We start from the raw sequence: 14,831 nt of genomic DNA, 5'->3' as shown, positions 1-14,831 counted from the left end.
CTAGAAGTACGTGCGGATGTAGTCGACGACCGTCCCGTCCGCCTGTGTGACCGGGATCAGCTGCCACTTGTCGAACGACGTGCACGGGTGGGACAACCCCATCCCGAGCCAGTCCCCGACCTCCAGGTCCGCCTCCCCGGTCGTCGCCAGCCACGCGTGCTGGTCGGACAGGGCGGTCACCGAGACGCCGGTGGCCGGGCGCTCGGCCCCGTCCCGGCGGACCACCTGGGCGAACGGCAGATCGAGGTCGTAGGCCGCGTCCCGCTTGCCCGCGTTGACGAAGGCCTGCTCGGGGGAGGGGCGGGAGACGACCTGGGCCCACAGCCGGAAGGCGGGTTCGAGGGCGCCCTCCTGCGGGACCCGGTTGAAGGGGGTCAGCTTGCGGTAGTGGCCATCGTCGTGCGAGACGTAGGCGCCGGAGCGCAGCAACTTCAGCACGGGCAGGGACAGTTCGGGGATCTCGGCGAAGACGTCCGCCACCGCGTCGAACCAGGCGCTGCCGCCGGCGCTGACGATGATCTCGTCGAGACCGAGCCCCGCGAACCGCCCCGCCTTGTCGAAGTCGGCGGCGAGCGCGACGAGCCGCCGCAGATAGGCGTGCACCCGCTCGGGGTTCGGCTGCGGCACCTCGCCCTCGTACCCGGCGACACCGACCAGCCGCAGCGTCGGCACGGCGGCCACCGCGTCCGCGACGGTGGCGCACTCGGCCTCGGTGCGGACCCCGGTGCGGGCGCCCTCGCCGCCGGCCAGCTCCACGACGACGTCCAGCGGCCGGGTGGCGCCGGCGCCTCGCAGGGCGGCGTCCATCAGCTCCACGCCCCGCACGGAGTCGACGTAACAGACGAGACGGAAGGCGGGGTCGGCCGCCAGCTCACCGGCGATCCACCGCAGGGCGGCGGCGTCCACGAGCTCGTTCGCGAGGAAGACGCGCTCGATGCCGTACGCCCGTGCCACCCGCACCTGGTGCGGTACCGCGAGCGTGATGCCCCACGCGCCGTGCTCGATCTGCCGCTGGAAGAGCTGCGGGGCCATGGACGTCTTGCCGTGCGGGGCGAAGGCGAGGCCGTGGCGGGCGGCGTACGTCTCCATGAGGTCGAGGTTGTGCTCCAGGCGCTCGGCGGAGAGGGCGAGCACGGGGGTGGCGAAGCCGCCGGTGAAAAGGTTGCGGCGCTGGGCGGACAGCTCGGCGACGGTCAGGCCGTCGGCGTCCGGGGGGAGGCCCTTGAAGCGGTGGTCGATGCGTTCCTCGGCCAGGCGGGCGAGCGCCTCGTTGCTCATGGAACCTCCCTGATCTGCGAGGTTGCAGTTTCTGCAACGCTCATTGCGTATATCGCTTGCTGCTGTCTAACATCTCGGCCAACCGCGGGTCAACGAAAGCCGCGGCCCGCGAAAGCGCCGAGGAGCTACGACGATCGTGACTGTCACCGGACCCTGCAATGCCCTCGACGTCGTGGACGTTGTCGCGCTCGGCGAGTCCATGGTCACGTTCCTGCCCACACGTCCCGGGCGCCTCGCCGATGTGCCGTCGTTCGAGCGGGCGATCGGCGGCGCGGAATCCAACGTCGCGTGCGCGCTGGCTGCCGCCGGCCACCGCGCGAGGTGGGTCAGCCGCGTCGGCACCGACGGGTTCGGCGACCATCTCGTCGAGGCGATCGCGGGGTACGGCGTCGATGTCTCGGCCGTGCGGCGGGATCCGGTACGGCCGACGGGGGTGTACTTCCGCACGGCCGGGGACCGGGCCACGGACGCGCATGAGGTGGCGTACTACCGGGCGGGTTCGGCGGCGTCCGGGATGTCCGTGGAGGACGTGGACCTGAGCGCGGCGCGTTCGGGTCGGGTGCTGCATCTGTCGGGGATCACGGCGGCGTTGTCGGAAGGGTGCCTGGGGTTGATGCGGGAGCTGACGGGGGCGGGGGCGGGGGCGGGGCGCCCGATGGTCTCGTTCGACGTCAACTACCGGGCGGGGCTCTGGGGAGACGGCGACGGGCCGGGGGTGCTGCTGGAACTGGCGCGCGGGGCTGATGTCGTGTTCGTGGGGGAGGACGAGGCCGAGGACGCGTGGGGGATTGCGGGGGGACCGGAGGCGGTGCGGGCGGCGTTGCCCGAGCCGGGAGTGCTGGTGGTGAAGCAGGGGGGAGTGGGGGCTACGGCGTTTGTGTCGGCTGCGGGTGGCGTTCGGCCCAGCCGCCCAGCTCAAGCTGCGGGCAGTCGTGCCGCTGGGGCGGCACCCGTCCCACAGAGAGGCGGCACCCCCTCAGCGCGGGCGAGCGACACCCACCCCCGCCCAGCCGAAGCGTCGAGTACCTTCGTCCCCGCCCTGACCGTAGATGTCGTAGCAACCGTCGGCGCAGGCGACGCCTTCGCCGCAGGCTTCCTCTCCGCCACCCTCCGCGCCCTGCCCATCCGGGACCGCCTCCGCCACGCCCACCTCTGGGCCGCCGCCACCCTCACCGCCCCCGGCGACCTCGCCGCACCCCCCTCCCACGACACCGCCGACCGCCTGGCCGCCCTCGACGACGCCGGGTGGGAGAAACTTCGACTCGGCCCCGGCTGGACGCAAGCCGCACAACGGGCCGACGAGGAGGTACGTACGCCATGAGCCAGACCGTCGACCGCGCGCTCAGCATCCTGCCGCTGCTCGCCGAGGGCCCCGCCGACCTGGGCCAGGTCGCCGACCGCCTGGGCGTCCACAAGTCCACGGCCCTGCGCCTGCTGCGCACCCTGCACGAGCACGGCATGGTCTACCGCCAGTCCGACCAGCGCTACCGCCTCGGCGCCCGCCTGATCGCCCTCGCCCAGGAGGCGATGGAGAACCTCGACATCCGCGAGATCGCCCACCCCCACCTCGTACGCCTCAACGAGCAGTGCGGACACACCGTGCACCTCGCCGTGTACGAGGAGGACGAGGTGCTGTACATCGACAAGGTCGAGAGCCGCTACCCGGTGCGGATGTACTCCCGGATCGGCAAACCGGTGGCCATCACGGTCGCCGCCGTGGCCAAGCTGCTGCTCGCCGATCTGCCCGAGCACGAGCGCCGCGCCCTCACCGACAAGCTCGACTACCCCATGTACACGGCCCGTTCCACCCCCAACGCACCCGCTTTCCTGAAGGAGTTGGACAAGGTGCGCGAACAGGGCTGGGCCACCGACCTCGGTGGCCACGAGGAGTCCATCAACTGCGTCGCCGCACCGATCCGCGGCGCCGACGGCCGCGTCGTCGCCGCGATGTCGGTCTCCGCGCCGAACGTCGTCGTCACCGCCGACGAACTCCTCACCCTGCTCCCGCTGGTGCGCCGTACGGCGGACGACATCAGCGGCGAGTACTCCGGCAGAACCTCAGCGAAGGGCACCGAATGACCGAGAAGACCGCGCTCACCCCGAAGACCCACACCACGCCGCCCGCCAAGTTCTCGCACGGAGTGAAGAAGGGGAACATCCTCCAGGTCGCGGGTCAGGTCGGCTTCCTCCCGGCGGTCGAGGGGCAGCCGCCGACACCCGCCGGTCCCACCCTGCGCGAGCAGACCCTCCAGACCCTCGCCAACGTCAAGGCGATCCTGGAGGAGGGCGGCGCCTCCTGGGACGACGTGATGATGATCCGCGTCTATCTGACGGACGTCGCCCACTTCGCCGAGATGAACGAGATCTACAACACCTACTTCGAGGAGCAGGGGCTGACCCAGCCGCCCGCCGCGCGCACGACCGTGTACGTCGGTCTGCCCGCCGGTCTGCTCATCGAGATCGACGCGCTGGCCGTACTCGGCTGACGCCTCCTCAACTCCCGCACGCCGTCAACGGCTCGGCGCCCACCGGGGCGCCGTGCCGCGATCCCCCCTGCCCGAAAGCTTGATGTACTTACCCAGAGGACCCCCTATGTCCCATCCGCTCGCCGCGGCCGCCGCCCCCGAGACCCCACCCCACACCGGCGGACTGCTCCTCCTGATCGACGGTACGGCCGGTCTCCTGACCGTCGCCGCCATCGGTATCGCCCTGCTGCTCTTCCTCATCATCAAGACGCGCCTGCAGCCCTTCGTGGCCCTGCTCGCCGTCTCCATAGCCGTCGGCCTCATGGCCGGCCTCTCGGTCACCGAACTCTTCGGCACGGTCCAGCGCAGCGACGCCGTGTCCACCATCGAGTCCGGCATGGGCGGCATCCTCGGCCATGTCGCCATCATCATCGGACTCGGCACCATGCTCGGCGCGATCCTCGAAGTCAGCGGCGGGGCCGAGGTGCTGGCCTCCCGGCTGCTGCACCTCTTCGGGGAGCGCAGAGCGCCCCTCGCGATGGGCCTGACCGGCCTGATCTTCGGCATCCCGGTCTTCTTCGACGTCGGCATCTTCGTGCTCGCACCGATCGTGTACGCCGCCGCCAAGCGCTCCGGGAAGTCCGTGCTCCTGTACTGCCTGCCCCTGCTCGCGGGCCTGTCGATGACCCACGCCTTCCTGCCCCCGCACCCCGGCCCGGTCGCCGCGGCCGGACTGCTCCACGTCGAGCTGGGCTGGGTCATCCTCATGGGCGTCGTCTGCGGCATCCCGGCGGTGCTGGCCGCGTGGGTGTTCTCCGCCTGGATCGGCAAGCGCATCTTCGTCGCCGTACCGCAGGACATGGTCGAGGCGGCGGACGAGGCGAAGCGGTCGGTCATCGACGAGCAGCGGGCCGCCGGGGTCGAGCCCCAGGAGAAGCCGGTCCCGCTCGGCACGGTCCTCGGCATCATCGGTACGCCGCTGGTGCTGATCCTGGCCGCGACGTTCTCCTCGATCGCGCTGGACCCCTCCACCACCCGCTCGGTCATCGAGTTCTTCGGCAACCCGTTCGTGGCCCTGACGATCGCCCTGCTGCTCGCCTACTACCTGCTGGGCATCCGCCGGGGCTGGTCCCGCAAGTCCCTGGAGACGGTGTCGACGTCGTCGCTGAAGCCCGTGGGCAACATCCTCCTGGTCGTCGGCGCCGGCGGTGTCTTCGGCGCCGTCCTCAAGGCCAGCGGTGTGGCGCAGGCCCTGTCCGACACCTTCAACGACGTCGGTCTGCCGGTCATCGTGCTGTCGTACCTGATCTCGGTGGTGCTCCGGGTGGCGCAGGGCTCGGCGACGGTCGCCATCGTCACGACGGCCGGCATCGTCGCCCCCCTGCTCACCGGGGGCGACCACTCCCAGGCCTTCGTCGCCCTCGTCATCATGGCCATCTCGGCCGGCTCGATCTTCGCCTCGCACGTCAACGACGGCGGCTTCTGGATCGTCGCCAAGTACTTCGGGATCAGCGAACGTGACACGTTGAAGACGTGGACCGTACTGGAGAGTGTTCTGTCGGTGGCCGGGTTCGTGGTGGCCGCGGTGTTGAGCCTGTTCGTATAACGATGCGGGGGCTGGTTGTGCGGGACACAGGGTTGTCGACCATACTGCTCGGCTGTGGAGCAGCGCATAGGTTCAGGCAGCCAGCCCCTGGAGGGTGCCGGGTTCGACCCGGCCTTCATCCCCGGGCTCACCTCACCCGCGTCCGCCGCGCCGGAGGACGCGAAGAAGACGAAGGAGGAGGAGGGCGACTTGGCGGGGTCGGCCCTCGACGACGCCGACGAGCCCGACGCGGAGGTCGACGCGGAGGCCGACGAGGAGGCCGATGAGGAAGGTGACGCGGAGGCGGCGGACGACGCCCCTGCCGACGGGCCCGTGTTCGAGGCCGCCGACCGCCGGGCCCGTATCGTCGCCGACCACAAGGGCGTACGGCTCTCCCTGGACGACCAGGAGTGCGAGTTCCGCTGGGACGAGATCGGCGCCATCGAGACGGACGTCCCGCGGTTCGGCAAGAGGCTCACCATCACGGTGCACACTCCTGACCGCCGCTGGTACCCGATCGAGATCGAGGCGACGGCCAGGAGCCACTTCAAGGAGTGGGACGAGCAGTTGGACGCCGTACTGGACGCCTACTTCGAGGAGTAGCGAGTCCTAGCCGCAGTACTGGTCCTCCTTGCCGATGGACCGGTACATGCAGTCGGCGTTCTCCAGCAACTGCAGGACCGCGTCCCGGTTGCGCGACGTCTCCCGCTCGATCACCTCGTCGGGCGGGTAGAAGCCCCCGCCGCCGGACCTCGGGTACATCTCGAAGGTGTACCCGAAGATCTTCTGGCTGCCCCACAGCCAGTCGTCGATCGACCCGTCGGTGATGTACAGGTCGCTGGACTGCTCCGGCGTGTAGCCGTTGCTCGCCGCCATCTTCTGCCCGACCGTGGCGAAGGCGTTGCGGTCGTCGGCGGTCATGCCGGTCGTGGTGTCGGAGTAGGTGTACCCGAACGGCCACAGCACCAGCTCGCTGTAGGTGTGGAAGTCGATCCCGGCCTTGATCTGCTGCACGCCGCCGACGACCCGGCTGCGCACGAAGTTCGCGACCACCTTCACCTCGGGCGCCGACTCGGGGGACGTGCCCCGGTACGTCTGCGACGAGGTCGACCCCGACGAACCGCCGCAGCAGCCCCACCGGTAGTCCCAGTTGCGGTTGAGGTCGGTTCCGACGGCCGAGGAACCGGAGTTGGGCTGCCGGTTCTTGCGCCAGGACCGGTAGGAGCCGGTGGCGATGTCGTACTCGCCGCCGTCCGGGTTCAGGTCGGGCACGATCCAGATCTCGCGGTTGTTCACCAGGCCGGTGACCCGGGAGTCGCTGCCGTAGTCGGAGGTCAGCTCGCGCAGCAGATAGAGCGCCATCTCGACGGTGAGGTGCTCACGGGCGTGCTGGTGGTGGGTGAAGAGGACCTCCGGCTCGGCCTCGTCCGTCCCCACGTTGTCGCTGATCTTGATCGCGACGATGTCCCGGCCCTGGTACGACGTGCCGATGACGCGCCGGCTGGCGATCGAGGAGTTGGCCGAGACGATCGAGTTGATCTCGTTCGTCATCTCCGCGTAGTTGTGATAGCGCGAGTCGCCGGAGGGGAAGTCGTAGAGCCGGACGTCGTCCTCGCCGGCCGACCGGTCGGGAACCGCGCCGAGCGGGGTGACCTCGTAGCCGAGGGCCTTCAGCTTCTTGATCTGGTCCGCGCGGCCGGAGACGACGACACCGTGGCCGTGGGCCTCGTCGACGGTCACGCCGGTGCGCTGAAGTGCCGTGCGGTCCTTGGCGGTCGAGTGCATGTGGACCTCGTACTGCCGGATGTCGTCGGCCGAGGAGGCCGCCTTGGCGGAGCCGTCGGCGCTGTCGGCGTTCGCGGACACGTTCGCCGAGAGGGGAGCGGCGAGGGCGAGGGCGAGCAGCGTGGCGAGGGCGGCACCGCGTCTGCCGCTCCGGCCGCCTGAGCCGCGTATCCGAAGTCGCATGAATTCTCCTTGTGGGAGTGGGGGGTGGGGTTCAGTGCGACGTACGTACTTGGTGCGGGTGTGGCGCTCATCCTGCGGCTGTGACATGGACCGGTCAAGGGTGGCCGGATGGTCGATGGCGTGAACCATCCGAAAATCAGCCGCGCAGTGTACGCGGGGCGCCTGCGCGCGGAGCGGTCGCCGGTGAAGTCCACCCGGGGGTGTGATCCGGACGTGCGGGGCGGCGCGGGGCCGCGGAAGGGTGGTGAGCCGCGCAAGGGGGGAGCGGTGGGAGCGGCGGCGAGGCGGGGACCGGCGCACCCGCCGCCTCCCCGGCTCCCCGGTTCCCTCGACACCCCCGGAGGAACGGCTGGGCATGGGCGGATCAGCGCCACGACGGGATCAGCGACTGCCGGTCGAGACGACCAGCTTCGTCGACCGGCGCGGCGAACTCGCGGCCGGACGCGAGCTGTTGGCCAGGGCCCGGCTCGTCACGCTGACCGGGCCAGGCGGCGTCGGCAAGACCCGCCTCGCCGCACGCATCGCGGCCGGCGTACGGCGCACCTTCCCCGACGGCGTGCGCTTCGCGCCCCTCTCCGGTCTCGACGACCCGGCGCTCGTCCCGCACGCCGTCGCCGACGCGCTCGACCTGCACGACCACACCGCGCGACCGCCGCTCCAGGCGCTGGTGGAGCAACTGAGGGACCGTCGGCTGCTCCTGCTGATCGACAACTGCGAGCATCTGCTGCCGGCCTGCGCCGAACTCGCCGCGGCCCTGCTGCACGGCACCACCGGCGTACGCATCCTCGCCACCAGCCGCCACCGCCTGGGCCTGACCGAGGAACACCTCCTGGACGTACGGCCCCTGCCGGTCCCCGACCCCGACGGCGACCTGTCCTCTCCCGAGGGCTATCCGGCCCTGGCCCTCTTCGCCGACCGGGCCGCCGCGGTCGTCCCCGGCTTCCGCCTCACCGCCGCCAACCGCGCCGCCGTCGCCCGCCTGTGCCGACGCCTCGACGGTCTGCCCCTCGCCATCGAACTCGCCGCCGTCCGCATGCGCGTCCTCGACGTCGACCGGCTCCTCGACCGCCTCGACGACCGCTACCGCCTGCTCACCGGCGGCAGCCCCGCCGCCCTGCCCCGCCACCAGACCCTGCGCGCGGCGGTCGACTGGAGCCACGAACTGTGCACCGAACGCGAGCAGTTGGTGTGGGCCCGGCTGTCGGTGCTGGCCGGCAGCTTCGATCTGGAGACGGCGGAGGCGGTGGCTTCAGCCCGTCCGACGTCCGAGGCCACGGCATCGCCGTCCTCATCCCTCACCGGCCCGGATGGGGCTTCGTCTGTTGACGCGGGTGGGTTTCATTTGGCCCGTCCGGCGTTTGAGGCTGTGGCATGGCCGTCTCCATCCCTGACTGGCCCGGAGGGGGCTTCGTCTGTTGACGGGGGTGGGTTTCATTTGGCCCGTCCGGCGTTTGAGGCTGTGGCATGGCCGTCTCCATCCCTGACTGGCCCGGAGGGGGCTTCGTCTGTTGACGGGGGTGGGTTTCATTTGGCCCGTCCGGCGTTTGAGGCTGTGGCATGGCCGTCTCCATCCCTGACTGGCCCGGAGGGGGCTTCGTCTGTTGACGGGGGTGGGTTTCATTTGGCCCGTCCGGCGTTTGAGGCTGTGGCATGGCCGTCTCCATCCCTGACTGGCCCGGAGGGGGCTTCGTCTGTTGACGCGGGTGGGTTTCACCTGGCCCGTCCGGCGTTTGAGGCCGTGGCATCGCCGTCCCCATCCCCCACCCGCCCGGAGGGGGCTTCGCCTCTTGATGCCGGTCGGCTTCACCTAGCCCGTCCGGCGTTTGAGGACGAGGCCCGTTCAGGGCCGATGGGGGTCCAGGGGGCGGAGCCCTCTGGCGGGGTCGAAGGGGCGGAGCCCCTTGAGGATGGGACGGGTAGGGGCGGCGGGGGCGAGGAAACCCAGACGACCCCCACCCCCCGCATCCACCCTGACGACGTACTCGACGCCGTCGCGGGCCTCGTCGACAAGTCCGTCCTCTCCCGCGAGTGCGGCCCCGACGGCACCCGCTACCGCCTCCTCGACACCCTCCGCCACTACGGCCTGGACCGGCTGCGCCGGCTGCCCGGCGAGGAGGCCGCCGCCCGGTGCCGGCAGCGGGACTGGATGCTGCGGCGGGCCACCGGCTGCGAGCGGGCCTGGTTCGGGCCGGGGCAGCGGGAGATCGTGGCCCGGCTCCGCGCCGACCAGGACAACCTGCGCACCGCCCTCGACTTCAGCCTCACCACCCCCGGCGAACGCCTCACCGGCCTGCGCCTGGCCGGCACCCTGTGGTTCTACTGGCACGCCTGCGGCGCCCCGCGCGAGGGCCGCCACTGGATCGACCGCGCCCTGGCCGCCAATCCGGAACCCACCAGGGAACGCGCCCGCGGCCTGTGGATCGCCGGACTCCTCGCCGCCGCCACCCACGCCCTCCCCGTCGGCCTCGCCCTCGCCCGCGAGGCCCACCTCCTGGCCCAGGACCTCGGCGACGCGGCGGAGGCCGCGCACGCCGAGTACGTCATCGGCGTCATCACCCTGTTCATGGACGACCTGCCGGCCGCGCTGAAGCACTTCGAGGCCACCGTCGCCCGCGGCCCCGTCCCCGGCCAGCACCTCAGCCTGCACGGCCTCGACCAGGTCGAACTCGCCTGCGCCCTGGGCTTCCTGGGCGAGGCCGAGCGCGCCGTCGAGGTCTGCGAGCGGGCCCGCCGGATGTGCGAACGGCACGGCGAGGAATGGGTGCACTCCTACGTCCTGCGGATGCTCGCCCTCGCCCACAGCGTGCGGGGCGACTGGCAGCGGGCCGAACACCACGCCCGCCAGGCCCTGCGCCTCAAGCTCGCCGTGCACGACGTCACCGGCATCGCCCTCACCCTCGACCTGCTGGCCCGCACCGCCACCGAGACCGGTTCCCACGAGCGCGCGGCCGTGCTGCTCGGCGCCGCCGACCGCACCTGGACCGCCGTCGACCGCGACCGCTGGGGATCGCGGTCCCTGAAGGCCACCCGCCGCGACAGCGAGACCCGGGCGCGCCAGGCCCTCGGCCCACCCGACTACGGGCGGGCGTACGACAGCGGCGCCGCGCTCGACCTCGCCCGTGCCGTCGAGTACGCCGTCGACGACACGGCCATCCGCAAGGTGAACGACCGCCGCACCCCCGCCCACGGCTGCCGCCTCACCCGCCGCGAGAGCGAGGTCGCCGAACTCGTCGCCCAGGGGCTGGCCAACCAGCAGATCGCCGACCGCCTGGTCATCTCCCGCCGCACCGCCGAGGGCCACGTCGAACGCATCCTCGGCAAGCTCGGCTTCAGCAACCGCAGCCAGATCGCGGCCTGGGTGGCGGCCCAGCGCTGAGACCCACGGCCGACGCCACCTCATCCCACCTCCCCATCACCGACGCACCCCGAGGAGAGCACCCACCCCATGACCACCCGACCCGCCCCGCCGCAGCGCCACTTCGACCACCGCATGGCGGTCTTCCGCACCGACGAGGAGTTCCTCGCCGCCGCCCTCCCCTTCCTCACCGAAGCCCTCGCCGCCCCCGCCGAACCCCCGCCCGTGGCCATCGCCGCCCCCGGCAACCTCGACCTCCTGCGCGACGCCCTCGGCCCCGACGCGAAGGACGTCGGCCTCGTCCCGCACACCGACTGGTACACCGGCTCCGCCGCCAACGCCATCGCCCAGGGCGCCGGTTATCTCGCCGCCAACGCCGGGCCCGGCGGCCGTGTCCATCTGCTGATGGAACCCGTCTGGGCGGGGCGCGCGGGCCGCTCGCCGCGTGAGACCGCCGAGTGGATCCGCTACGAGGCCCTCGCCAACCTCCTCTTCGCCCCGCTCGCCACGACCGCCCTGTGCGCCTACGACACCCGCGTCGCCGGGCCCGCCATCGTGGCCGCCGCCCGCCGGGCCCACCCCGACACCGGCGTGTACGAGGACCCGGTCCGGCTCGCCGCCGAACTCGACGCCGTACCGCTGCCGCCGTCGCCCGCCGACGCCGAGCGGCTTCCCGGGCCGGCCCCCACCGCCGACGCCGTGCGCACCTGGGCCACCGTCCAGGGGCTGTCCGCAGCGGACGCGGAGCTGTTCGCCACGGCCGTCACCGAGGCGGCCGCCGCGCTCGGCCCGCTCGACGGTGCCCTGCTGTGGGGCGAGGCCCCGGCCTGCGTCTGCGAACTGCGCGTCGCGCGCCGCGTGGACGACCCGCTGGCGGGCTTCGTACCGCCGCCGAGTGCCGAACTGGAGCCCGGGCAGGGGCTGTGGTTCGCCCGGCAGGTGTGTGCTTACGTCGATGTGCGCGCCGAGGGGGACGGGTCGAGCGTACGGCTCCAGTACGGGTAGCACGGTCGGCGGCACGGTCCCGGGCGCAGGTATGGAATCGGGTATTCCTCCCCATGCGGCCGTACCCGCGCACCCGTCACCCTGGACCCATGCTGCACGGCTCATATCCCCAGCCGCCCCTGGGGGCAGGCCATCTGAGCGTCGAGTACGACCCCCGTCCCTCCGCGGTCGGCGAGGCCCGCGCGGAGGTCCGCCGGCACCTGGAGGGATGGGGGCTCGCGGACCACGACGACGTGGTGGACGTGGCCGAGTTACTGGTGAGCGAGCTGGCCACCAACGCCCTGCTGCACTCGGAAAGCCGCTTCCGGCTCACCCTCTTCGCCGCGCACGGGATCCTGCGCTGCGAGGTCCGGGACGGCGGCAGTCGCGTTCCGACGGTCCTGGACGCGTCCGACGCGGAGAACGGCAGAGGGATGTTCCTGGTGGACACGCTGGCCCGGCGCTGGGGCTGCCATCGGGAAGGGCCGGGCAAGACCGTGTGGTTCGAGCTCGGTACCTGCGAGTGCGTCCCGCCCTCTTGTCGGTTCCCGGTCATTGCGCTTTCTTGATCTGCATGGCGGACACCACAGGAAACCCCACGTCCACTGAGGCCTCCTCCGGCAACAACCCCCCACCCGGCACATCCCGTTGGCGCTACCTCGGTCCCGGCATCGTCGTCGCCGCTACCGGTGTCGGGGCCGGTGACCTCGTCGCCACCCTCATCGCGGGCAGCAACTTCGGGTACACGCTGCTCTGGGCCGCGATCATCGGGTGCCTGGTGAAGATCTCCCTCGCCGAGGCGGCCGGACGCTGGCATCTGTCCACCGGCCGCACCCTGTTCGACGGCTGGGCCGGCCTCGGCCGCTGGACCACCTGGTTCTTCGCCGTCTACGCGGTGGTCTGGGGCTTCGTCTACGGGGCCGCGGCGATGTCGTCCAGCGCGCTTCCGCTGCAGGCGCTGTTCCCGAACGTGATGGACCTGGAATGGTGGGCCATCGGCTGCGGTCTGCTGGGCCTGGTCTTCGTCTGGTTCAACCAGTACGCGATCTTCGAGAAGGTCATGACGGTCCTGGTCGGCGTCATGTTCGTGGTGACGGTGTATCTCGCGATCCGCGTCACGCCGAACCTCGGCGACGCCTTCGCCGGCCTGCTGCCGGTCCTGCCCGACGAGAAGGACTCCATCCTCAACACCCTCGGACTGATCGGCGGCGTCGGCGGCACCATCACGCTCGCCGCGTACGGCTACTGGGTCAACGCCAAGGGCTGGACGAACACCGGCTGGATGAAGGTCATGCGGCTCGACAACCGGGTCGCCTACGCCACCACCGGTGTCTTCGTCATCGCGATGCTGTTCGTCGGCGCGGAGCTGCTGCACTCGGCGAACATCGCCCTCGCCGGCGGCGACAAGGGCATGCTCCAGCTCGGCGACATCCTGGAGGCCGAGTACGGCACGGTGACGGCCAAGTTCTTCCTGATCGGCTTCTTCGCCACCTCCTACTCCTCCCTGATCGGCGTCTGGCACGGCGTGAGCCTGATGTTCGCGGACTTCGTCGCACGCTTCCGCGGCGAGGGCGAGCAGAAGGGCGAGAAGGTCGCCTCCGGCGCCCGCGAACGGTCCTGGCCGTTCCGCGCCTACCTGCTGTGGCTGACCTTCCCGCCCATCGTGCTGCTCTTCCAGGGCGAGCCCTTCCGCCTGATCATCGTCTACGGCGTCCTGGGCGCGGCCTTCCTGCCGTTCCTCGCCGGCACCCTGATCTGGCTCCTCAACTCCTCGCACACCCCGAGGGAATGGCGCAACGGGCCGGTGAGCAACGCGATGCTCGCCATCGCCGGGCTGCTGTTCCTGGTGCTGTGCGTGAAGCAGATCTGGGACCAGCAGTGGTCGGACTTCTTCTGACCGTGGCCGGTGCTCCCTAGCGGAATCGGTCCCACTGCGGGCTGAGGGCGATCTCGCGGAGCTGCTTCTCGCTCAGGGCGGGCTTCTCGCGGGTGGGGGCGTCGCGCTGGGTCCCGGCGTTGCAGGCGCTGACCACGACCCGGAAGCCGTCGGTGCGCAGGGTGTCGACGGTCCACATCACGGAGCCCGCCACACCCTTGTCGCCGTCGCTGTCCCGGAAGCGGACCCGGGTACCGTCCGGCAGGGTCTCGGAGTCGTCTCCGAACAGCTCGTCCGCCACGTCGTCCATGCCGTGCTGGACGTTGATCTGGGCGTAGCTGAGGCCCTTGCCGTCGTCCAGGACGACGTAGGAGTGGTCGCGGCCCTGCTCGACGACCTCGGCGTCCTTGGGCAGGAGCGGCACCAGGGTGTCCAGGATCGCCTTGGTGGTCGGCTCGGCGGGGGCGTCGCTCGGCGCGGCCGTCGGAGCCTTCGGATCCTCCGCGATCGCGTCGATGGCATCCCGCCACGGGCCCTTGGTGATGATCGCCTTCATGAGCTCAGGTCGCAGCGGCGGTTCCTCCCGGGTGATGGACGCGTCCTTCTCCGCCGCGGCGTTCCACTCGCTGATCGTGACGTGGTGGCCCTCGGCGGTGAGGAGGGAGGCGTACCAGTGCTTGGTGTCCACGCGCCGGTCCGGATACGCGTAGCCCTGGAAGTTCATGATCACGGAGCCGTCGGACGTGCGCTCGACCTCGCAGTTGTCGTACGGGACAAGGGCTTTGTCCGGGCAGTTGGTCCACTCCCGGGCGCTCTCGCTCCCCGGCCGCACCCGCTCCATGGACACAGCGATGGCCGCGGCCCCCTTGCCGTCGTCGTACACGAGGCGCGCGAACGGCGGCACCATCGCGTCCTCGGTGCTGCCCTGCGCCGCTTGCTCGCTGACCTTGCCCGGCGGCAGCAGCTCTTCCAGCGCGCTGATGAGCTGGTCACCGGTGACGGGAGCGGGGGCGTGGGTGGCGGACGGCTGCTGGGCCACACTGGTGCCGGACGTGCCGCCCCAGGGCACCAGCAGCGCACCGCCCACACCGACCAGCGCGATCCCGGCGGCGCCCCCGGCCATGGCGGCCCGGCGCCTGAGCCGCAGTCGGCGCCCGCGGGCCTGGCCGGCGGCGGCGAGTGCGGCCCGGTCGGCGTCGAAGCGGTCGCCGACGTTGTGCAGGGCGTGACCGAGCCGCCCCTCGAAATGGTCCTGGAAGTGGTCCTCGTCGTGTTCCACAGGCATGGCAAAACCGCCGTTCGTCAAGGTCGGGTTCGTAC

Annotated in this window: 12 protein-coding genes; 9 read left to right on the top strand and 3 right to left on the bottom strand. The window is 71.4% G+C overall.

Translation table 11 applies throughout. From position 1 onward, the window contains the following. Entirely contained in the window at nt 1–1,278 is a 1,278-nt protein-coding gene (locus IM697_RS38910) for an amino acid deaminase (protein ID WP_194041404.1), read from the bottom strand. Nucleotides 1,279–1,414: 136 nt separating this feature from the next. Here IM697_RS38910 and IM697_RS38905 point away from each other — a divergent pair, with 136 nt between their 5' ends. From IM697_RS38905 to IM697_RS38885, 5 genes are all read left to right on the top strand, one after another. Continuing rightward, nucleotides 1,415–2,599: a sugar kinase gene (locus tag IM697_RS38905; RefSeq protein WP_194041402.1), complete on the top strand. Its 1,185-nt coding sequence runs from the start codon at nt 1,415–1,417 to the stop codon at nt 2,597–2,599. Further along, entirely contained in the window at nt 2,596–3,357 is a 762-nt protein-coding gene (locus IM697_RS38900) for an IclR family transcriptional regulator (RefSeq protein ID WP_194041399.1), read from the top strand. The genes IM697_RS38905 and IM697_RS38900 overlap by 4 nt, the downstream gene beginning before the upstream one ends. Next, entirely contained in the window at nt 3,354–3,764 is a 411-nt protein-coding gene (locus tag IM697_RS38895; RefSeq protein ID WP_194041397.1) for a RidA family protein, read from the top strand. Before IM697_RS38900 ends, IM697_RS38895 begins: the two co-directional genes overlap by 4 nt. 106 nt (nt 3,765–3,870) lie before the next feature. Continuing rightward, nucleotides 3,871–5,349, top strand: a complete 1,479-nt coding sequence (locus IM697_RS38890) for a GntP family permease (protein WP_194041395.1) — start codon at nt 3,871–3,873, stop codon at nt 5,347–5,349. Nucleotides 5,350–5,403: 54 nt separating this feature from the next. Then, entirely contained in the window at nt 5,404–5,931 is a 528-nt protein-coding gene (locus IM697_RS38885; protein WP_194041393.1) for a hypothetical protein, read from the top strand. A gap of 6 nt (nt 5,932–5,937) precedes the next feature. On the opposite strand, the gene IM697_RS38880 is transcribed toward IM697_RS38885, so the two are convergent. Then, nucleotides 5,938–7,296, bottom strand: a complete 1,359-nt coding sequence (locus tag IM697_RS38880; protein ID WP_194041391.1) for a M14 family metallopeptidase — start codon at nt 7,294–7,296, stop codon at nt 5,938–5,940. Between the two features lie 355 nt (nt 7,297–7,651). Here IM697_RS38880 and IM697_RS45240 point away from each other — a divergent pair, with 355 nt between their 5' ends. The 4 genes from IM697_RS45240 (at nt 7,652) to IM697_RS38855 (ending at nt 13,532) form a co-directional block, all read left to right on the top strand. Then, entirely contained in the window at nt 7,652–10,672 is a 3,021-nt protein-coding gene (locus IM697_RS45240) for a LuxR C-terminal-related transcriptional regulator (protein WP_228044341.1), read from the top strand. A gap of 69 nt (nt 10,673–10,741) precedes the next feature. Next, the gene (locus IM697_RS45620) at nt 10,742–11,656 is read left to right on the top strand and encodes an MEDS domain-containing protein (RefSeq protein ID WP_194041389.1); all 915 of its coding nucleotides are present in this window, start codon (nt 10,742–10,744) and stop codon (nt 11,654–11,656) included. An 89-nt stretch (nt 11,657–11,745) separates the two neighbouring features. Continuing rightward, nucleotides 11,746–12,204 carry an ATP-binding protein gene (locus tag IM697_RS38860; RefSeq protein WP_194041387.1) on the top strand — a complete coding sequence of 153 codons (459 nt, stop codon included), beginning with the start codon at nt 11,746–11,748 and terminating at the stop codon, nt 12,202–12,204. A gap of 5 nt (nt 12,205–12,209) precedes the next feature. Then, nucleotides 12,210–13,532: an Nramp family divalent metal transporter gene (locus IM697_RS38855; RefSeq protein ID WP_194041384.1), complete on the top strand. Its 1,323-nt coding sequence runs from the start codon at nt 12,210–12,212 to the stop codon at nt 13,530–13,532. Between the two features lie 16 nt (nt 13,533–13,548). Here IM697_RS38855 and IM697_RS38850 read toward each other — a convergent pair whose 3' ends face one another. After that, on the bottom strand, nt 13,549–14,796 hold the full coding sequence (locus IM697_RS38850) for a hypothetical protein (protein WP_194041382.1): 1,248 nt from the start codon (nt 14,794–14,796) through the stop codon (nt 13,549–13,551). Nucleotides 14,797–14,831: the final 35 nt, after the last annotated feature.

This window comes from Streptomyces ferrugineus, from assembly GCF_015160855.1.
GTDB lineage: Bacteria > Actinomycetota > Actinomycetes > Streptomycetales > Streptomycetaceae > Streptomyces > Streptomyces ferrugineus.
Note: the sequence above shows the minus strand (reverse complement) of the source record. Positions and strands in the feature narration are given on the sequence as shown.

Excerpts from the sequence above, each read along its gene's own strand:
- IM697_RS38890 (WP_194041395.1), top strand. The coding sequence starts at position 3,871 with ATGTCCCATCCGCTCGCCGCGGCCGCCGCCCCCGAGACCCCACCCCAC.
- IM697_RS45240 (WP_228044341.1), top strand. The coding sequence starts at position 7,652 with ATGGGCGGATCAGCGCCACGACGGGATCAGCGACTGCCGGTCGAGACG.
- IM697_RS38860 (WP_194041387.1), top strand. The coding sequence starts at position 11,746 with ATGCTGCACGGCTCATATCCCCAGCCGCCCCTGGGGGCAGGCCATCTG.
- IM697_RS38880 (WP_194041391.1), bottom strand. The coding sequence starts at position 7,296 with ATGCGACTTCGGATACGCGGCTCAGGCGGCCGGAGCGGCAGACGCGGT.
- IM697_RS38910 (WP_194041404.1), bottom strand. The coding sequence starts at position 1,278 with ATGAGCAACGAGGCGCTCGCCCGCCTGGCCGAGGAACGCATCGACCAC.
- IM697_RS38900 (WP_194041399.1), top strand. The coding sequence starts at position 2,596 with ATGAGCCAGACCGTCGACCGCGCGCTCAGCATCCTGCCGCTGCTCGCC.
- IM697_RS45620 (WP_194041389.1), top strand. The coding sequence starts at position 10,742 with ATGACCACCCGACCCGCCCCGCCGCAGCGCCACTTCGACCACCGCATG.
- IM697_RS38895 (WP_194041397.1), top strand. The coding sequence starts at position 3,354 with ATGACCGAGAAGACCGCGCTCACCCCGAAGACCCACACCACGCCGCCC.
- IM697_RS38850 (WP_194041382.1), bottom strand. The coding sequence starts at position 14,796 with ATGCCTGTGGAACACGACGAGGACCACTTCCAGGACCATTTCGAGGGG.
- IM697_RS38855 (WP_194041384.1), top strand. The coding sequence starts at position 12,210 with ATGGCGGACACCACAGGAAACCCCACGTCCACTGAGGCCTCCTCCGGC.